Source organism: Aeromonas sp. 601027, assembly GCF_049174455.1.
GTDB lineage: Bacteria > Pseudomonadota > Gammaproteobacteria > Enterobacterales > Aeromonadaceae > Aeromonas > Aeromonas veronii_A.
In genome coordinates, this window is the sequence record NZ_JAAKTN010000001.1 from 218,382 (window position 1) to 235,989 (window position 17,608).

At 58.3% G+C, this 17,608-nt stretch carries 19 protein-coding genes; 13 read left to right on the forward strand and 6 right to left on the reverse strand.

What is annotated here, in order from left to right; translation table 11 throughout:
- Nucleotides 1-132: 132 nt before the first annotated feature.
- A complete protein-coding gene (locus tag G5193_RS00960) occupies nucleotides 133-375 on the forward strand; it encodes an HAD family hydrolase (protein WP_216953957.1) in 243 nt (80 codons plus the stop codon).
- 291 nt (nucleotides 376-666) lie between these two features.
- A complete protein-coding gene (locus G5193_RS00965; protein WP_421204716.1) occupies nucleotides 667-858 on the forward strand; it encodes a hypothetical protein in 192 nt (63 codons plus the stop codon).
- Nucleotides 859-955: 97 nt separating this feature from the next.
- Here the strand turns inward: G5193_RS00965 and G5193_RS00970 are convergent, their stop codons facing one another.
- Nucleotides 956-2,026, reverse strand: a complete 1,071-nt coding sequence (locus G5193_RS00970) for a permease (protein ID WP_323905664.1) — start codon at nucleotides 2,024-2,026, stop codon at nucleotides 956-958.
- A gap of 106 nt (nucleotides 2,027-2,132) precedes the next feature.
- Here G5193_RS00970 and G5193_RS00975 point away from each other — a divergent pair, with 106 nt between their 5' ends.
- Nucleotides 2,133-2,459: an ArsR/SmtB family transcription factor gene (locus G5193_RS00975; protein WP_128815807.1), complete on the forward strand. Its 327-nt coding sequence runs from the start codon at nucleotides 2,133-2,135 to the stop codon at nucleotides 2,457-2,459.
- Nucleotides 2,460-2,547: 88 nt separating this feature from the next.
- Here the strand turns inward: G5193_RS00975 and G5193_RS00980 are convergent, their stop codons facing one another.
- Nucleotides 2,548-3,930: an amino acid permease gene (locus G5193_RS00980; RefSeq protein WP_421204717.1), complete on the reverse strand. Its 1,383-nt coding sequence runs from the start codon at nucleotides 3,928-3,930 to the stop codon at nucleotides 2,548-2,550.
- Between the two features lie 344 nt (nucleotides 3,931-4,274).
- Here G5193_RS00980 and G5193_RS00985 point away from each other — a divergent pair, with 344 nt between their 5' ends.
- The gene (locus tag G5193_RS00985; protein ID WP_235671494.1) at nucleotides 4,275-4,613 is read left to right on the forward strand and encodes a hypothetical protein; all 339 of its coding nucleotides are present in this window, start codon (nucleotides 4,275-4,277) and stop codon (nucleotides 4,611-4,613) included.
- Nucleotides 4,614-4,852: 239 nt separating this feature from the next.
- Here the strand turns inward: G5193_RS00985 and ppsR are convergent, their stop codons facing one another.
- Entirely contained in the window at nucleotides 4,853-5,665 is an 813-nt protein-coding gene (gene ppsR, locus G5193_RS00990) for a posphoenolpyruvate synthetase regulatory kinase/phosphorylase PpsR (RefSeq protein ID WP_005333888.1), read from the reverse strand.
- A gap of 347 nt (nucleotides 5,666-6,012) precedes the next feature.
- Here ppsR and ppsA point away from each other — a divergent pair, with 347 nt between their 5' ends.
- Nucleotides 6,013-8,385, forward strand: a complete 2,373-nt coding sequence (gene ppsA / locus G5193_RS00995; RefSeq protein WP_421204718.1) for a phosphoenolpyruvate synthase — start codon at nucleotides 6,013-6,015, stop codon at nucleotides 8,383-8,385.
- Nucleotides 8,386-8,467: 82 nt separating this feature from the next.
- Here ppsA and G5193_RS01000 read toward each other — a convergent pair whose 3' ends face one another.
- The gene (locus G5193_RS01000; RefSeq protein WP_421204719.1) at nucleotides 8,468-9,340 is read right to left on the reverse strand and encodes a U32 family peptidase; all 873 of its coding nucleotides are present in this window, start codon (nucleotides 9,338-9,340) and stop codon (nucleotides 8,468-8,470) included.
- Between the two features lie 11 nt (nucleotides 9,341-9,351).
- Nucleotides 9,352-10,347 (reverse strand): ubiquinone anaerobic biosynthesis protein UbiU, encoded by a 996-nt coding sequence (gene ubiU, locus G5193_RS01005; RefSeq protein WP_005344835.1) that lies wholly within the window; start codon nucleotides 10,345-10,347, stop codon nucleotides 9,352-9,354.
- A gap of 189 nt (nucleotides 10,348-10,536) precedes the next feature.
- Between ubiU and ubiT the strand changes: the two genes are divergently transcribed.
- Nucleotides 10,537-11,070 (forward strand): ubiquinone anaerobic biosynthesis accessory factor UbiT, encoded by a 534-nt coding sequence (gene ubiT / locus G5193_RS01010; protein WP_421204720.1) that lies wholly within the window; start codon nucleotides 10,537-10,539, stop codon nucleotides 11,068-11,070.
- Here ubiT and G5193_RS01015 read toward each other — a convergent pair.
- Entirely contained in the window at nucleotides 11,023-11,439 is a 417-nt protein-coding gene (locus G5193_RS01015; protein WP_236289354.1) for a hypothetical protein, read from the reverse strand. The genes ubiT and G5193_RS01015 overlap by 48 nt on opposite strands.
- Nucleotides 11,440-11,626: 187 nt before the next feature.
- On the opposite strand from G5193_RS01015, the gene trmJ reads away from it, so the two are divergent.
- The 7 genes from trmJ to hscA all read left to right on the forward strand — a co-directional run bounded on the left by trmJ (nucleotide 11,627) and on the right by hscA (nucleotide 17,608).
- Nucleotides 11,627-12,349, forward strand: a complete 723-nt coding sequence (trmJ, locus tag G5193_RS01020; RefSeq protein WP_421204721.1) for a tRNA (cytosine(32)/uridine(32)-2'-O)-methyltransferase TrmJ — start codon at nucleotides 11,627-11,629, stop codon at nucleotides 12,347-12,349.
- Between the two features lie 92 nt (nucleotides 12,350-12,441).
- A complete protein-coding gene (gene iscR / locus G5193_RS01025) occupies nucleotides 12,442-12,945 on the forward strand; it encodes a Fe-S cluster assembly transcriptional regulator IscR (protein WP_026035025.1) in 504 nt (167 codons plus the stop codon).
- A 53-nt stretch (nucleotides 12,946-12,998) separates the two neighbouring features.
- A complete protein-coding gene (locus G5193_RS01030) occupies nucleotides 12,999-14,213 on the forward strand; it encodes an IscS subfamily cysteine desulfurase (RefSeq protein WP_013723838.1) in 1,215 nt (404 codons plus the stop codon).
- A gap of 41 nt (nucleotides 14,214-14,254) precedes the next feature.
- Complete coding sequence (gene iscU / locus G5193_RS01035) at nucleotides 14,255-14,638, forward strand: Fe-S cluster assembly scaffold IscU (protein WP_005333813.1); 384 nt, start codon at nucleotides 14,255-14,257, stop codon at nucleotides 14,636-14,638.
- A 15-nt stretch (nucleotides 14,639-14,653) separates the two neighbouring features.
- The gene (gene iscA / locus G5193_RS01040) at nucleotides 14,654-14,977 is read left to right on the forward strand and encodes an iron-sulfur cluster assembly protein IscA (RefSeq protein WP_005333812.1); all 324 of its coding nucleotides are present in this window, start codon (nucleotides 14,654-14,656) and stop codon (nucleotides 14,975-14,977) included.
- Nucleotides 14,978-15,213: 236 nt separating this feature from the next.
- Complete coding sequence (gene hscB / locus G5193_RS01045; RefSeq protein WP_005351031.1) at nucleotides 15,214-15,732, forward strand: co-chaperone HscB; 519 nt, start codon at nucleotides 15,214-15,216, stop codon at nucleotides 15,730-15,732.
- Between the two features lie 28 nt (nucleotides 15,733-15,760).
- Entirely contained in the window at nucleotides 15,761-17,608 is a 1,848-nt protein-coding gene (gene hscA / locus G5193_RS01050) for a Fe-S protein assembly chaperone HscA (protein ID WP_149153151.1), read from the forward strand.

Here is a 17,608-nt window from a genome sequence, read left to right on the forward strand (position 1 = left end):
GTTGCTCATTAACTGTTCTGCGCCTAGCAGGGGCATCTACACATCTTCCATCGCAACGGTTTGGCGGGGGACGCAAGCCAAGTAACATCGCATGACTTATAGCCACGCAGCGATACAGGTAAGGCAATTAAGTTGGGGGCGATTTTATGGAATTATGACGGCACCCTGGTCAATTCGGTGCCGCAGAATATCGATATCGCCAAGCAGATCCTGGCTGAGGTCGCCCCCCATCTGACCGGCGATCAGTTACCTCGTTATCTGCGCAGCGAAGCGGAGTATCACCATGCCAATCACGCCGCCAAGAACTGGCAGGATCTCTATAGGGATTACTACGGTTTGTCGCGGGACGAGATGGTGCAGGCTGGCAGTCTGTGAGCCAAACATCAGGAGAGACAGGGACTTAGGTGCATTTTTTAGGAGCTGGAGGTGGTGATTGACCATTTCTCTGCCATTTCCCATGGCATTTGTTCGAAAAACGCCTAAAAACCCTTCTCCGTGTGCTTGAACTGCATGGTGTGAACAGCCAGTTCAAGGCCGTGGCTGGCTACGATGACGTGCCCGCACAGTAGCAAAAAACACCCTTTCGGCGGCCTCAAATGTCTGGAGTCTATCTTCGGCCCATCCAGGTGTCCGTCGCTCATCTATATCGGTGATCATGAAGCGGATGTGCAGTTTGCTCGTCATTTGCAAGGGGCGCTTGGCGAGCAGAGCCGTGTGATCTCGGTGGCTGTCGCCTATAGCCGCGCGACCCCGGAGCGCTGGGAACACCAACCCGACCATATCGCCCGTGACGTCGAGGATCTGCTCCATCGTCGGGCAATATCTGTAACGCCGGTTGCAGATTGCCGTACGGAATAGACAAACGCCGATCAGTTGATCGGCGTTTTGTCTATGGGAAGCCTGATGGTTTCACACTCAGCTGGCTTAACACCCTGTCTGTTTAATGATGGGCGACTTAAAACAGCAGTTGCGTCAGGTAGCCCATCAGGATCGCCATGCCGAGGATCACGGTAAGGAAGGCCGCAATCATCGGGGTTTTGAACATCGATTTGAGCAGGATCACCTCGGTCAGGCTGGCACCGGCACTGCCGATGATCAGCGCCATGACGGCGCCCATTCCCATCCCTTTGCCCAGCAGTACCGATGCCAGCGGGATCACGGCCTCGGCACGGATGTAGAGCGGGATCCCGACGATGGCGCTGAAGGGGATGGCCAGCGGGTTGTCGGCGCCAGCATGGGCGGCGATCCACTCGGCCGGAATAAAACCGTAAATAAACGAGCCGATGAGCACCCCCAGCAGCAGGAAGGGCAATACCGCTTTGAACTGCTGCCAGGCATCAATGCGAGCTTTGCCCCAGGCGGTGGGGAGCTGTGGTGCTCTGGTCAGGACTGCCGTGCCATCGCCGCAGCAGGAGAGGGTGGCCTGTTCTGCCATCTCTGGTTGAGGTGCCGGGCAGCACGCTGCCCCGTTGAGGGGTTTGATTGCGCGAATGACGCCGCGTTGGTTGTCACTGCAATGTGCTTGAGTGGTGGTGCGGGTCGCCGGGCCACAGCCGCTACCGCAAGAGGGGGTGGCCTCTTTGGGGTCGATGACATGGCGCTCGAACCCCAATCTGTCGAGCAGCATGCTCGCCATGACGGAGACGCTGGCAGCGATCACGGCGTAGAGCAGGGTCACTTTCCAGCCAAAGGTGGCCCACATCAAGCCGACGATGATGGGGTTCAGCAGTGGCGAGATAAACAGGAAGGTGAGGGTGGGGCCAAAGCCAGCCTTGGCCGAGAGCAGCCCTCTCAGCATGGGGATGGTGGAGCAGCTGCAAAAGGGGGTGACGGCGCCGAGCAGGGCAGAGAGCAGATAGCCCTTGCCGTGGCGGGCCCCCAGCATCCGCTGGATCTTCTCGTCGGGGATCTTCTGACGGATCAGGCTGACCCCGGCGCTAATGACCAGAAACAGCACCGACAGCTCGACAGCCAGAAACAGGAACATCTGGGCTGCATCGGTCAGCATGGTTAACCACTCATTCATTGTCGTATCCTCACTTGGTTTCTATATTTCCAAAATAATCGAAATTAATGGTCGATCAAGATATTTCTGGTATTATCGAAATATCAAATTCGTGGAGGGCGCAGAGATGCAACTGGAAGAGGTCGCCAAGGCATTGAAAGAGCTGGGTCATCCGACCCGGCTGTTTATCTTCAAGCATCTGGTCAAGGCGGGAGAGCAGGGGTTGCCGGTGGGGGAGCTGCAAAAGCAGCTGGTGATCCCCGCTTCCACCCTCAGCCACCATATCGCGGCGCTGGTCTCGGTGGGGCTGGTGAAGCAAAACCGGGAGAGTCGCACCCTGCTGTGCGTCTCTCAATACGCGGTGCTGGAGGAGATCATCGCCTTTTTCCGCGATGAGTGTTGCGTCAACAGCCCGGAGCATCGGCAAGATCAAAGGCAAGAGCTGCCTTCCTGAGGGCTATGGCTGCTAGTAGTGCTGCGCGTAATAAAAAAACGCCGATCATGCGATCGGCGTTTTGCATTGTTTTTCTCAACTGCGGGCATTAACCCAGATTGGCTGCAACCTTGCTTTGAGCTTGTCCCTTGCGCTTGATGACAAAGCCAATGCCCAGTACCACCAGCCAGGCGGGGATCAGTTCGACCGAGATGCGGAAATCGGGGGTCATATACATGATCACCAGAATACCGGCCATGAACGCGAGGCAGAGATAGTTGCCGAAGGGGTACCAGAACGCCTTGAACTTGGGCTGGACACCCTCTGCGACCTTGGCCTTGCGGAACTTGAGGTGCGCGAGGCTGATCATCGCCCAGTTGATCACCAGTGCGGAGACCACCAGCGCCATCAGCAGGCCGAACGCCTTGCCCGGCATCAGGTAGTTGATCAGCACGCAGAGCAGGGTGGCGATGGCCGAGACCGAGAGGGCCACCAGTGGCACGCCGCTCTTGTTGGTCTTGAGCAGGGCTTTCGGGCCGTTGCCCTGTTTGGCCAGCCCGAACAGCATCCGGCTGTTGCAGTAGACGCAACTGTTGTAGACCGAGAGTGCTGCCGTCAGTACCACGATGTTGAGTACGGTGGCGACGAGATTGCTGTCCAGAGCGTGGAAAATCATCACGAACGGGCTGCCGCCTTCCACCACTTTACCCCAGGGATAGAGGGACATCAGGATAGCCAGGGCGCCGATGTAGAAGATGAGGATGCGGTAGATCACCTGATTGGTGGCCTTGGGAATGCTCTTCTCGGGGTTGTCCGCTTCCGCGGCGGTAATGCCCACCAGCTCCAGACCGCCGAAGGAGAACATGATCACCGCCATCGCCATCACCAGACCGCTGATGCCGTTGGGGAAGAAGCCGCCATGAGCCCACAGGTTGGTGACGCTGGCCTCGGGTCCGCCGGCACCGGAGAGGAGCAGATAGCCGCCAAAGCCAATCATGCCGATGATGGCAACCACCTTGATAATGGCGAACCAGAACTCCATCTCGCCAAACGCTTTGACGTTGGAGAGGTTGATGGCGTTGATCAGCACGAAGAAGAAGGCGGCCGACATCCAGGTCGGGATCTCGGGCCACCAGTATTGGACATAAATGCCCACTGCGGTTAACTCGGCCATGCTCACCAGCACGTAGAGCACCCAGTAGTTCCAGCCGGATGCAAAACCGGCAAACTCGCCCCAGTATTTGTAGGCAAAGTGGCTGAATGAACCGGCTACCGGCTCTTCCACCACCATTTCACCGAGCTGGCGCATGATCAGGAAGGCGATAAAGCCGCCGATGGCATACCCCAGCAGGACCGAGGGGCCTGCCATCTTGATGGTTTGGGCAATGCCCAGAAAGAGGCCGGTGCCGATGGCGCCGCCTAAAGCAATCAACTGAATGTGGCGGTTTTTAAGGCCGCGCTTCAGCTCCTCACAGTCTTGTTTCAAATCCATGGGTCTGTCCTTACGTCTCTGTTGTCTCTGGTCGGTGTTGGGCTCATCCTGAGCAGGCCGCAGTGCGTAGCCAAAACCTGACGAAATCTGTATTTATTTCGTTACGACATGCCGTTTTCAATTTTTAGTGTTGGCTGGCAACCGAAGCAGAATAGTGATAATCCGCCATGAATGCACCTGTTTTCCATCTCGAATGGCCGTATTTTGTACCAATGGCAGCTTTTTCATGATCTGAAGAGGCACGCTGGTAGTTTTTGGTTGATGTTTGTGCAATCGAATTCTGTTTTGTTGACATTTTGTCTTGTTGGTGTGCTTTTGTGGTGCCGAGCCACAAATGGATGCAAATGATGCCAAACAAGCGGGAGTGCAAGGAAGAGTGCAGGGAGTTGGAGCACAGGGAACGCGAAAGCGTGCTGCAACAAGGGGTTGCCCGGAGTGTGCTGGTGGCGCTCTGGTTAGGGATTGCCGCCAGTCCGCTGTTGTTGCTGGTGGCCGCGATTATGTTGCTGGGTTGGCTGTTACTCGGTGATCAGGAGTTGCTGCACTACTGGCAGCCGCTGTTGCTGGTTGGTGGGGTAACGGGGGCGCTCGTTGGCGGCTGGTTGGCGGAGCGGGTTCGCCTGCGCCACGGTTTGCTGGCCTTCTATGCCCGGTTGATGAACAACCCTGAACTCAATCGTTAGTGAACGCTGGCTGTTTGCCGAGCGCAGCAGAACGGAATCGAATAGCGGCTAACTGGCAGCGGGTGACAAGGGCACAACGCCAAGGTCGACAAGAAGAGGGATAAGCATTTGTGGTGCTTATCCCTTTTTTATCCACGCTTTTCACTGTCATCGATGTGAATTGCAGTTCGCCACAGCTGACTTTCGCCGCGACACTGTAATTTTTATCTTTTGTTGATGCCGATAGCTGTCAAGCTGGCTTAACAGAGCTGGCGGCGCAGACCGGTCGCCTCGAGGACCTTGGCGCTGATCTCCTCCACCGAGTGGGAGCTGGTATCCAGGAAGCGGATCGCCTCCTGGCGAAACAGTCGCTCCACGCAGGCCAGCTCCTGCTCGCACTGTTCGATGGAGGAGTAGCGGCTGTTGGCACGGCGCTGGTTACGGATCTCGTGCAGCCGCTGCGGCGCTATGGTGAGGCCAAACAGCTTGTGACGGTTGGCCTTGAGGGGGGCGGGCAGCTCCAGCATCCCCATGTCCTGCTCGATAAAGGGGTAGTTGGCGGCGCGAATGCCAAACTGCAGCGCCAGATAGAGGCTGGTGGGGGTCTTGCCGCAGCGGGAGACCCCGATCAGGATGATGTCCGCCTCATCGTACTCCCTGGTGGTGATGCCATCGTCGTTGGCAAGTGCGAAGTTGACCGCCTCGATGCGATCGTCATAGAGCTTGCGGTTCTCCATGCCGTGGGTGCGGTGGAGGCGGGGCTCGGCTTTGACCCCCAGCTCCTGCTCCAGCGGGCTGACGAAGGTATTGAGAAAGTCGTGGCCGCACGCCTCCGATTTCAGTACCTCTTCCCGTACCAGCGGGTCGACGATGGTGTGAAACAGAATGGGGCGTACCCCGGTCTGGCGAAACTGCTCGTCGATCCGCATCCGTACCTGACGGGCTTTCTCCAGTGTCTCCACAAAGGGGATAGTGATCTGCTCGAAGGCCAGCGGAAACTGGCTCAGTACCGCGTGGCCGAACACTTCGGCGGTGATGGCGGTTCCGTCTGAAACATAAAATACGGTGTGCACGTAGGGCTCCTGTGATACCGCGGGTGGGGTCGCATGGGGTAAGGGGTGAGAAGTATCTCCCGAAACCATACCAGTTTTGTCAACCGGTCTGCTGTGCCCAAGTTGTGAAGTGGCTTGCAAACCTGAATCGTTATCTTTTTGTGTCGCCATTGTAGAATGTTCCGGTCATTCGACCATCCCCAACGCTTGCCCGGGGATTTTTTTGAAAATCAGTAGAAAACGTTTTCATTGTCGTTGGCAACAAAAGAAACAGACAATAACGCACCTGACTTACCCATAACCTCATCGATTAAATCGGGCGCACGAGGTGCTATGGCATCGGTGCCCACCAACCTGGAGACATCCAAGTGCAACAGTACGTGCTCTGGTACGAACAACTCGGAATGCAGGACGTAGAACGAGTTGGCGGCAAGAACGCATCCCTTGGCGAGATGATCAGCAACCTCTCTGGCGCCGGCGTATCCGTGCCGGGGGGCTTTGCCACCACCGCCTTTGCGTTTAACGAGTTTCTGGAGTCAAGCGGCCTCAACGGCAAGATCCACCATCTGCTCGACAATCTGGACGTGGACGATATCGCCGCCCTCAACCGGGCCGGTCAGCAGATCCGCGACTGGGTGATCGAAGCCCCGTTCCAGCCCGAACTGGAGCAGGCTATCCGGGTTGCCTATGAAAAGTTGAGTGCCGGTGTCGAGGCCTCGTTTGCGGTGCGCTCCTCCGCCACCGCCGAGGATATGCCAGACGCCTCCTTTGCCGGTCAGCAGGAGACCTTCCTCAACGTACGTGGCATCGATGCCGTCATGACGGCGGTCAAGCATGTGTTTGCTTCCCTGTTCAACGATCGCGCCATCTCCTATCGGGTGCATCAGGGCTACGACCACAAGGGCGTTGCCCTCTCGGCCGGGGTACAGCGGATGGTGCGCTCGGATCTCGCCGCCTCCGGCGTCATGTTTACCCTGGATACCGAGTCCGGTTTCAACGACGTGGTCTTTATCACCGGTGCCCATGGTCTTGGCGAGATGGTGGTGCAGGGCGCGGTCAACCCGGATGAATTCTATGTGCACAAGCCGACCCTCAAGGGGGGCCGCCCGGCGGTGGTGCGCAAGACCCTCGGCTCCAAGCTTATCAAGATGACCTACTCGGACGATGCCGGTCACGGCCGTCAGGTGAAGATTGTCGACACCAATGAGGCCGAGCGTAGCCGCTTCTGCATCAGCGATGAGGAGGTGATGGCGCTGGCGAAACAGGCCCTCATCATTGAGCAGCACTATGGCCGCCCGATGGATATCGAGTGGGCCAAGGATGGTCAGGATGGCCAGCTCTATATCGTGCAGGCCCGCCCGGAAACCGTGCGCAGCCGTCAGGAGGCCAACACCCTCGAGCGTTTTGCCCTCAAGCAAGCGGGCAAGGTGTTGATCGAGGGGCGTGCTATCGGTCACAAGATTGGCGCGGGCCCGGCGCGGGTCATCTCCTGCATCAGCCAGATGGACGAAGTGCAGCCCGGCGATGTGCTGGTCACCGACATGACCGACCCGGACTGGGAGCCCATCATGAAGCGGGCTTCCGCCATCGTCACCAACCGGGGTGGCCGCACCTGTCACGCCGCCATTATCGCCCGCGAGCTGGGCATTCCGGCAGTGGTAGGCTGTGGCAACGCTACCGATCATATTCAGCCGGGCCAGCGGATCACCGTCTCCTGTGCGGAAGGGGATACCGGTTTTATCTATGACGGCGAGCTGGACTTCGACGTGGCGGTGACCGAGGTGGGCAATATGCCGCGCCTGCCCATCAAGATCATGATGAACGTCGGCAACCCGGACCGCGCTTTCGACTTTGCCCAGTTGCCCAATGCCGGGGTAGGGCTGGCGCGCCTTGAATTCATCATCAACCGGATGATCGGCGTGCACCCCAAGGCCTTGCTGGAGTTTGACCTGCAAACCCCAGAGCTGCAGGCCACCATCGGCAAGATGATCGCCGGTTACGACAGCCCGCGGGAGTTCTATGTGGCCAAGCTGACCGAGGGGATCGCCACTCTGGGGGCCGCCTTCTGGCCGGAGCGGGTGATCGTGCGGATGTCGGACTTCAAGTCCAACGAGTACGCCAATCTGGTGGGCGGTCGTGGCTACGAGCCCCACGAGGAGAACCCGATGATCGGTTTTCGTGGCGCATCCCGCTACATCGCCGACAGCTTCCGCCCCTGCTTTGCCCTCGAGTGCGAGGCGATCAAGCGGGTACGCGATGTGATGGGGTTGACCAACGTCGAGGTGATGATCCCCTTCGTGCGCACCGTGGGCGAGGCGGAGCAGGTGATCGACATCCTGGCCGAGAACGGTCTGCGCCGCGGCGAGCGGGGGCTCAAGGTGATCATGATGTGCGAGATCCCGAGCAATGCCCTCTTGGCAAACAAGTTCCTCGAGCACGTGGATGGCTTCTCCATCGGCTCCAATGACATGACCCAGCTCACCCTTGGGCTGGATCGGGACTCGGGGCTGATTGCCCACCTGTTCGACGAGCGCAACGAGGCGGTCAAGGCACTGCTGTCGATGGCGATTCAGGCCGCGCGCAAGGCGGGCAAGTACGTGGGGATCTGCGGTCAGGGGCCATCCGATCACCCTGACTTTGCCGCCTGGCTGGTGGAGCAGGGGATTGACTCGGTGTCGCTCAACCCCGATACAGTGGTCGATACCTGGCTCTATCTGGCGGAGCAGCATGGCGCCAAGTAAGTCACTATCGACATGAGTGATTAGAAAGGGGGGCCTAATGGCCCCCTTTTGATCGCTATTATCTTATGTTTTGCCCTTGGGCTTATTCCACCAGGCTCATACCGGGGATCTGGCGCCAGTAGCCGTTGCAATCGCGATCCTGCTGCAGAACGAGGGGCTGATTGCCCTGCCGGTTGGCTTTGAAGCGGGCCAGCATCTCCAGCGTCTCCATCCCTTGCGGCGAAAGCCTGACCACATCTACCAGACCTTCCATACCAGCCAGCTCGTTACCCAGGTTGTAGCAGTAACCGGACTGGGTCTGGATCCCGTTGAGATTGAACACCCGCTGCCCCTCGCGGCTGTTGGCCAGTCGTCCGGTGGGGTAGTTGATGCAGGCGAGCTCGCAGTTGTCTTTCGGTTTGTCGAGGGAGCGGGCGGTGAAGCAGCGCGCCGAGTAGGCGAGCGGCAGATGGCCGTAGGCAAACACCTCCACCTCAAATTGGTTGCGCAGGGAGCCCAGATCCTGATTGAGCTGGATCAGCCAGTCACGGGAGAGCTCCACCGGCATGACCCAGCGTTTCATCCCCTGTTTGAGCAACATGCGCAGCACATCGGCGTTATAGGCGTTGATGGCGGGACCACAGACGAAGGGGATCCCTGCCTCCCAGGCGAGTTGTACCGTACCGAGATCGTTGGCTTCGACCATAAGATCGCCATTGTCGACCAGCCGCTTCACCTCCTTGAGCTCGGAAGGGGCGGAGATAAGGGCGAGGGTCGAGAGCACTACCTGCTTGCCGGAGTTTGCGACCTGACGGGCCAGCGCAATCCAGTCATCGACTTTGAGTTCGCGCCGCTTGCTGCAGACGGTCTCCCCCAGATAGATGATGTCGGCCTGACTGTCGGCCGCGGCATGGTAAAAGGCCTCGGTATCGGCTTTGGGCCAGTAGAAGAGCAGAGGCCCGAGAGAGAATTGCATGGGTGGACTCCTTATTGCCACTGACGATGATAGGCGCCGAGGGTAGTCTGGCTACCTTCGGAGACGCGGGCGAGCTGGGCATCCCACTCAGCTTTAACCTGATAGGCCTCGGGATTGGCCTGATAGGCATCGATGGCCGCACGCCAGACCCGGGTCACTTGCTCCACATAAGCTGGGCTGCGTTGGCGTCCTTCAATCTTGACCGACTGGATCCCGGTCTTGAACAGCTCGGGCAACAGACCCAGGGTATTGAGACTGGTGGGCTCTTCCAGCGCGTGGTAGGTCTGCCCATCCACGTCGAAACGCCCCTTGCACAGGGTCGGATAGCCAGCATTTTCGCCCGGGCCATAGCGGTCGATCAGCACCTCGTTGAGCCGCGACTCGAGACCGTTCGGGGTCTCTTCCCAACGGACGAACTTGGCCGGTGAGCAGGCGCCGACGGTGTTGGGACTCTCGCCAGTCATGTAGGAGGAGAGATAGCAGCGCCCCTCGGCCATGATGCAGAGGCTGCCAAAAGCGAATACCTCAAGGCCAACATCGGTCTCGCGGGCCAGCTGCTTGACCTGATGCATGGAGAGCACCCGGGGCAGCACCACCCGTGTGACATTGAATTGCTGCTGATAGAAGCGAATGGCGGCGGCATTGGTGGCGCTGGCCTGCACCGAGACATGGAGTTCCATCTCGGGGTAGTGGCGGCTGGCATATTCCAGCACGGCGAGATCGGCGATGATTAACGCATCGGCGCCGAGGGCCACCCCGCGATCAACCGCCTGTTTCCAACGCGCATCGGCCCCGGGATGGGCAAAGGTATTGATGGCAATATGCAGCTTGCGACCATGTTGATGCACATAATCTACCGCCTTCTCCAGTTTGCTGTCGGTAAAGTTGAGACCGGCAAAGTGGCGGGCATTGGTGTCATCCTTGAAACCGATATAAACGGCATCGGCCCCGTTATCCACGGCGGTTTTCAGTGCCGGCAAACTGCCTGCCGGACAGAGTAATTCCATTGGTACGCTCCGAGAGTGCATATGAAGGGCAAACGAGCCCTGATTGTATGCAGCCATGCACTCCCGCTTTTTGACCTGAGGCAGCTTTGTGTGGCTTTACCCTTCTTGAGGTAACCCTGCACAAGTTTGATTTCCAACAGGATCTTGCCACTCTCCCTGTGTTTGAATGCGCAAAAAAGGGAGTCTATCGTGTTTCAACAACTGCAACGCCGCCTGGTCGAACAGGCTCCGCGCTTCTTGCGCCATCCCCTCAAGCTGGTTCCCTTCAATCTGCAAAAGCAGCTGATGGAGAGTTTGCTGGCCCGGGTTTTCAAAGAGGCTATCGAAGATGGCGATTTCGAGTTTCTGGCAGACAAGTGGCTGAAAGTCGAAGTCTCTGATCTGGAGCTGTGCTGGTTTATCAGTGAGCAGAATGGCCAGCTGGTGGTGGCTCGCGAGTGTAACAAGGCCGATGTCTGCTTCAGCGGTACCGCCAACGACCTGATCCTGATTGCCGGTCGCAAAGAGGATCCTGATTCGCTCTTTTTCCAGCGCAAGCTGAAGATAGAAGGGGATACCGAACTGGGTCTTGAGGTGAAAAACCTGATGGACAGTCTGGATCTCGATGGCTTGCCAAGCCTGATGAAGTATCCCCTGATGGATCTGGCGACGTTTATCGAACGCGCCCGTACCGCGTCAGCGCAGGCTCCGGTGCAGACGGCGCCGGGCGGGATCCCGTCTTAGGTGGAGAATCACCCCATGGGCATGGCGACGATAATGGTGCCGTGCCCAGAGGCAACGACAGGCCCACAGACAGGGCACCAAGGCGATGAGTGCCGCAGGGGCGGGCAGCTGTGACATGGCCAGCCCCGCAGCCAGCCAGATGAAGGGCTGCGCTTCATACAGCCACTCCGGCTGCAGCCAGCGTTTGCTCGGAAAGATAATCAGATCGGTACGCCGGTAGCTGGAGCGCATCATCCAGGTCACCGCTCCGGCGATAAACAGCAGGGCGCCTGCAAACCAGAGCAGGGGCTGTTCACTCAACGTAATAATGGCAATGGCTGCCAGCAGGTAGAGGCTGGGCAATCTCTCATAGATAAAGGGAGGAAGCATGGCGCGGTGTCTCCTGTGCCGTTTATCGGATATCCATCAAGTTTAGCCCCCCCCTCTCACTTCCCTCATGCTGGTTTGTTATACAAACGGGTAGTTTTGTTCTGAAATGGCTCGGCTTTTACGGTGCCAACATCGTGTTCTCTTATGTTACAATTGCGCGCCATTTTTGACTGAAGATTGACTGGGCATGTTGGATCAGATTCGTATCGTTTTGGTAAACACCTCTCATACCGGCAACATGGGGTCTGCGGCGCGTGCCATGAAGACCATGGGTTTGACCCAGCTGGTATTGGTTGATCCGCAAGCCTTGCCGGATGACAATGCCTTCGCCCTGGCGGCTGGTGCCAGCGATGTGCTTGCCAATGCCCGTATCGTCCCGACACTGGACGACGCGATCGCCGATTGTGGTCTGGTGATTGGCTCCAGCGCCCGCTCTCGAACCCTGAGCTGGCCCATGCTCGATCCCCGTGAGGCCGGCGAAAAGTCGGTGGTTGAGGGGATGCAGCACCCGGTTGCGTTGGTGTTTGGTCGTGAGCGCGCCGGTCTCACCAACGACGAATTGCAAAAGTGCCACTACCACGTGGCCATTCCGGCCAATCCTGATTACAGCTCTCTCAATCTGGCCATGGCGGTGCAGACCCTCTGTTACGAAGTGCGGATGCGCTGGCTGCAGGGGCAGGCCGCCGAGCCTGAAGAGGAGATGGCCTATCCGAGTGCCGCCCAGCTGGAAGGGTTTTATAAGCACTTGGAACAAACCCTGATGAAGACCGGTTTTATTGCCGATGACCATCCGGGTCATGTGATGAGCAAGCTGCGTCGCCTGTTCAATCGGGCTCGGCCGGAAGCGGCTGAGCTCAACATTCTGCGCGGTATTCTGACCTCGGTGCAGAAAGCGCGCGTACCGGATTAATCCGACTGATTTACTCAACCATATACTTGACTGATTTGGTCGGGTATGTGACCATGTGCCCCATTAAATTGCTTCGCAAGACGGTAAGGCACATGAGACTGACTTCAAAAGGACGTTACGCTGTAACCGCCATGCTCGACGTGGCGCTGCATGCAGAGCAGGGGCCCGTCCCCCTTGCCGATATTTCCGAGCGCCAGGGCATCTCGTTGTCCTATCTCGAGCAGCTCTTTGCCCGCCTGCGCAAACATGGTCTGGTGAGCAGTGTACGTGGCCCGGGCGGTGGTTATCGCCTCGGTTTGGCCCCAGGCGAGATTTCGGTTGGTCAGGTGATCACTGCGGTCGATGAGTCGGTCGATGCTACCAAGTGCCTCGGCAAGGGCGGCTGCCACGGCGGTACCCAGTGCCTGACTCACTCCCTGTGGCGTGACCTGAGTGAGCGGATCTCCAGCTTCCTCGGGGATATCACCCTGGCCGAGCTGGTACGCCAGGCCGATGTGCGCCGCATTGCCGGCAAGCAAGATGAACAAATGAAGACCGTGTTGTCCCTGGTTGATCGGGCAGAACACGGCGATGTGAGCTTGAAAGTCCAACTATAAACGTGCTTTCCACAGCGGGACTCTGTATGACCCGGACTGTGACGGAGAAAAACATGAAACTGCCTATTTACCTTGATTATTCGGCAACCTGTCCGGTGGACCCGCGTGTCGCAGAAAAAATGATGCAGTGTCTCACCATGGATGGCCTGTTCGGCAATCCGGCTTCCCGTTCTCACCGCTTTGGCTGGCAAGCCGAAGAGGCGGTGGATCTGGCCCGTAATCAAGTGGCAGATCTGATCGGTGCCGATCCCCGCGAGATCGTCTTCACTTCCGGTGCGACCGAATCCAATAACCTGGCCATCAAGGGTGTTGCCCACTTCTATGCCAGCAAGGGCAAGCACATCATCACTTCCAAGACCGAACACAAGGCGGTGCTCGATACCTGTCGCCAGCTGGAGCGTGAAGGGTTCGAGGTGACCTATCTTGAGCCGATGCCCAACGGCCTGTTCACTATCGAGATGATTGAGAATGCCATGCGTGATGACACCATCCTGGTCAGCATCATGCATGTGAACAACGAAATCGGCGTGGTTCAGAACATTGCCGCCATCGGCGAGTTGTGCCGTTCCCGCAAGATCCTGCTGCACGTGGATGCCGTTCAGAGTGTGGGCAAGATCCCGGTAGATGTGGAGGCACTGAAAGTGGATCTGCTCTCCGTCTCTGCGCACAAGGTGTATGGTCCGAAAGGGATCGGTGCACTGTTTGTTCGCCGTAAACCCCGCGTTCGTCTGGAAGCCCAGATGCACGGTGGCGGCCACGAGCGCGGCATGCGTTCCGGTACTCTGCCGACCCACCAGATCGTCGGGATGGGCGAAGCTTTCCGCATCGCCAAAGAAGAGATGGTGAGTGAAGGCGAGCGCATCTTGGCTCTGCGCCAGCGTCTGTGGAATGGCATCAAGGATATTGAAGCCGTCTACATCAATGGCGATCTGGAGCAACGTGTTCCGGGCAACCTCAACGTCAGCTTTGCCTATGTGGAAGGGGAATCCCTCATCATGGCGCTGAAAGATTTGGCGGTCTCTTCCGGTTCGGCCTGTACCTCCGCCAGCCTGGAACCCTCCTATGTGCTGCGCGCACTGGGTCTGAACGACGAGCTGGCACACAGCTCCATCCGTTTCAGCATGGGTCGCTTCACCACCGAGGAAGAGATTGACTACGCGGTCAAGCTTATTCGTGACTCCATCGGTCGTCTGCGCGAGATGTCCCCACTGTGGGAGATGTACAAAGACGGCGTCGATCTGAACACGGTCGAATGGGCTCATCACTGATCCACCGGGTCAGTGAGCAACAGAATTAGCAGGAGTGAGATATGGCTTACAGTGAAAAAGTAATCGACCACTACGAGAATCCTCGCAACGTCGGTGGTTTCGACAAGAATGATCCCAGCGTTGCAACCGGCATGGTCGGTGCGCCCGCCTGTGGTGACGTGATGAAGCTGCAATTGAAGATCAGCGACGAAGGCATCATCGAAGATGCCAAGTTCAAGACCTACGGTTGCGGTTCTGCCATCGCCTCCAGCTCCTTGGTGACCGAATGGGTCAAGGGCAAGACCCTGGACGAAGCGGCTGGCATCAAGAACACCGATATCGCTGAAGAGCTGGCCCTGCCACCGGTGAAGATCCACTGCTCCATTCTGGCTGAGGACGCCATCAAGGCCGCCATCGCCGATTACAAGCAGAAGAAAGGTCTCTAAGCGCCGGAGAGCAGTATGGCTATTACCATGACAGATGCCGCCGCGGCACGGGTTTCCTCTTTTCTGGCTAACCGGGGCAAGGGCATTGGCCTGCGCCTCGGCGTCAAAACCACCGGCTGCTCCGGTCTGGCCTACGTGCTTGAGTTCGTTGATGAACTGACCGATGAGGATCAGGTGTTCGAGCAGCAGGGCGTCAAGATCATTGTTGATGCCAAGAGCCTGATCCATCTGGATGGCACCGAGCTGGATTTCGTCAAGGAGGGCCTCAACGAGGGCTTCCAATTCAACAATCCCAATGCCAAAGGCGAGTGTGGTTGTGGCGAAAGCTTCAGTGTCTGAGATGTTTGACGTGAATGATCTTTCGTCTGTTGTTGAACGGGTCAGATATGCGTAGTTCAACAATACCTTCTCATGCGCCAAAGGCGAGTGTGGTTGCGGCGAAAGCTTCAGTGTCTGAGTTTTTTGACGTCAATGATCCTTCGTCTGTGGTTGAGCGGGTTGTCCATGACCCGTTCAACCACATCTCATTTGCCAAGGGCGAGTGAGGTTGTGGCGAACGTTTCCAAGAGGTTTGCATGAATCATTTCGAGCTGTTTGGGCTGGTTGAAGGCTTCGAGCTCGATACCCGTCAGTTGGCTGATACCTACCGCCAGCTGCAAACCCAATTCCATCCTGATCGTTTTGCCACCGCCCCCGAACGGGAGCAGCTGGCTGCGGTGCAACGTGCCGCCCAGATCAACGAAGCATTCACCACCCTCAAGGCGCCGCTGCGCCGTGCCGAATATCTGCTCTCCCTGCGTGGCACCGATATCCGTGGTGAACAGCAGACCCTGCAAGATACCGCGTTTCTGATGCAGCAGCTGGAGTGGCGCGAGCGTCTAGCCGATCTGAAAGATGACGCAGACCCTGAGCGCGCCATCAAGGATTTTCGCAGCGAGATCAGGCATGATCACCAGATGTTGATGCAGCAGCTGACCGAGTCTCTTGCCGCCGGCAGAGATCTCGTTGCCGCTGATTGCGTTCGCAAACTCAAGTTTGTCGACAAGCTCCTCGAAGAGCTGGAACGATTCGAAGACTCGCTTCTCGAGTCTTGATCCTTTAACGCTGGAAGTTTCATTACCCATGGCATTACTGCAAATCGCCGAACCCGGCCAGAGCGCTGTTCCTCATCAGCACAAACGTGCCGTCGGCATCGATCTCGGCACCACCAACTCTCTCGTCGCTGCGGTTCGCAGTGGTCACGCCGATACCCTTTGCGATGAGCAAGGGCGCGACCTGCTTCCGTCAGTGGTGCACTATCAGAGCGACACCATTCGGGTCGGGATTGATGCCAAGCGCGAAGCGGCGCTCGATCCTCACAACACCATCGTCTCGGTCAAACGGATGATGGGCAAGGCGCTGGCCGATATCGATACCCGCCAGCAACCTTACCAGTTTGTTGCCGCCGACAATGGCATGCCGCAACTGCAAACCCGTCAGGGGCTGGTCAATCCGGTGCAGGTCTCGGCCGAAATTCTCAAAAAGCTGGCCGAGCGTGGCGCCCAGACTCTCGGGGGCGATCTCGATGGCGTGGTCATTACCGTGCCCGCCTATTTCGATGATGCCCAGCGTCAGGGCACCAAGGACGCGGCCCGTCTGGCCGGTCTGCACGTGTTGCGCCTGCTCAACGAGCCGACTGCGGCCGCGATTGCCTATGGCCTCGACTCCGGTCAGGAAGGGGTGATCGCGGTTTACGATCTGGGGGGCGGCACCTTCGATATCTCCATCCTGCGTCTGCACCGCGGTGTATTTGAAGTGATGGCGACCGGCGGCGATTCCGCTCTCGGCGGCGATGACTTCGATCACCTGCTGGCAGACTGGATCAAGGAGCAGGCGGGCCTCTCCGGTGAGCTGGATGCCCATCTGCAGCGCGAATTGCTGGATGTGGCCGCGGCCGTCAAGCACGGCCTCACCGATACCGACAGCGTTCCCTGCACTTTTGCCGGCTGGCAGGGTTCAGTGAGCCGCAGCCAGTTTGATGAACTCATCACCCCGCTGGTGAAACGGACCTTGCTGGCCTGTCGCCGCGCCCTGCGCGATGCGGGCCTTGAGCAGGTGGAAGTGCTGGAAGTGGTGATGGTCGGTGGCTCCACCCGGGTGCCGTTGGTGCGTGAACTGGTGGGCGAGTTCTTCCAACGTACGCCGCTGACCAGCATCGATCCGGATAAAGTGGTCGCCATCGGCGCCGCCATCCAGGCCGACATTCTGGTGGGCAACAAGCCTGATGCCGAGATGCTGCTGCTGGACGTTATCCCCTTGTCGCTGGGTCTGGAGACCATGGGTGGCCTCGCCGAGAAAGTGATCCCGCGCAACACCACCATTCCGGTGGCCCGTGCCCAGGAGTTCACCACCTTCAAGGATGGTCAGACCGCCATGGCCATTCACGTGGTACAGGGTGAACGCGAACTGGTGGCCGATTGCCGCTCCCTGGCCCGCTTTACCCTGACCGGCATTCCGCCGATGGCCGCCGGCGCCGCCCATATTCGCGTCACCTTCCAGGTGGATGCGGATGGTCTGCTCTCGGTCAGCGCCATGGAGAAATCCTCCGGCGTGCAGGCCGAGATCCAGGTTAAGCCCTCTTACGGGCTGGCGGAGCAGGATATCCTCAACATGCTGAGCGCCTCCATCGAGAACGCCCAGCAGGATATGGATGCCCGCATGCTGGCCGAGCAGCAGGTTGAAGCCGACCGGGTGGTCGAGAGTCTCAATGCCGCGCTGGCCGCCGATGGCGATGCCCTGCTCAATGCTGCCGAGCGTGCCGAGATTGATGCCGCCATCGCCCATCTGCTGACCATGCGCAACAGCGGCGCAACCCATCAAATCAAAGAAGCCATTGAGGCAGCCGATGCTGTCAGTGGCGAGTTTGCAGCCCGCCGGATGGACGCCTCCATCCGCAAGGTGCTGACCGGACAAAACGTCAACAAGGTGTAA

What these genes read in the sequence shown, in the direction of transcription:
- G5193_RS01015 (WP_236289354.1), bottom strand. Translation starts at nt 11,439, where the DNA reads ATGCTTCCTCCCTTTATCTATGAGAGATTGCCCAGCCTCTACCTGCTG.
- G5193_RS00985 (WP_235671494.1), top strand. Translation starts at nt 4,275, where the DNA reads ATGATGCCAAACAAGCGGGAGTGCAAGGAAGAGTGCAGGGAGTTGGAG.
- G5193_RS00970 (WP_323905664.1), bottom strand. Translation starts at nt 2,026, where the DNA reads ATGAATGAGTGGTTAACCATGCTGACCGATGCAGCCCAGATGTTCCTG.
- hscB (WP_005351031.1), top strand. Translation starts at nt 15,214, where the DNA reads ATGAATCATTTCGAGCTGTTTGGGCTGGTTGAAGGCTTCGAGCTCGAT.
- G5193_RS00975 (WP_128815807.1), top strand. Translation starts at nt 2,133, where the DNA reads ATGCAACTGGAAGAGGTCGCCAAGGCATTGAAAGAGCTGGGTCATCCG.
- G5193_RS01030 (WP_013723838.1), top strand. Translation starts at nt 12,999, where the DNA reads ATGAAACTGCCTATTTACCTTGATTATTCGGCAACCTGTCCGGTGGAC.
- iscU (WP_005333813.1), top strand. Translation starts at nt 14,255, where the DNA reads ATGGCTTACAGTGAAAAAGTAATCGACCACTACGAGAATCCTCGCAAC.
- G5193_RS00980 (WP_421204717.1), bottom strand. Translation starts at nt 3,930, where the DNA reads ATGGATTTGAAACAAGACTGTGAGGAGCTGAAGCGCGGCCTTAAAAAC.
- ubiU (WP_005344835.1), bottom strand. Translation starts at nt 10,347, where the DNA reads ATGGAATTACTCTGTCCGGCAGGCAGTTTGCCGGCACTGAAAACCGCC.
- iscR (WP_026035025.1), top strand. Translation starts at nt 12,442, where the DNA reads ATGAGACTGACTTCAAAAGGACGTTACGCTGTAACCGCCATGCTCGAC.
- iscA (WP_005333812.1), top strand. Translation starts at nt 14,654, where the DNA reads ATGGCTATTACCATGACAGATGCCGCCGCGGCACGGGTTTCCTCTTTT.
- hscA (WP_149153151.1), top strand. Translation starts at nt 15,761, where the DNA reads ATGGCATTACTGCAAATCGCCGAACCCGGCCAGAGCGCTGTTCCTCAT.
- G5193_RS01000 (WP_421204719.1), bottom strand. Translation starts at nt 9,340, where the DNA reads ATGCAATTCTCTCTCGGGCCTCTGCTCTTCTACTGGCCCAAAGCCGAT.
- trmJ (WP_421204721.1), top strand. Translation starts at nt 11,627, where the DNA reads ATGTTGGATCAGATTCGTATCGTTTTGGTAAACACCTCTCATACCGGC.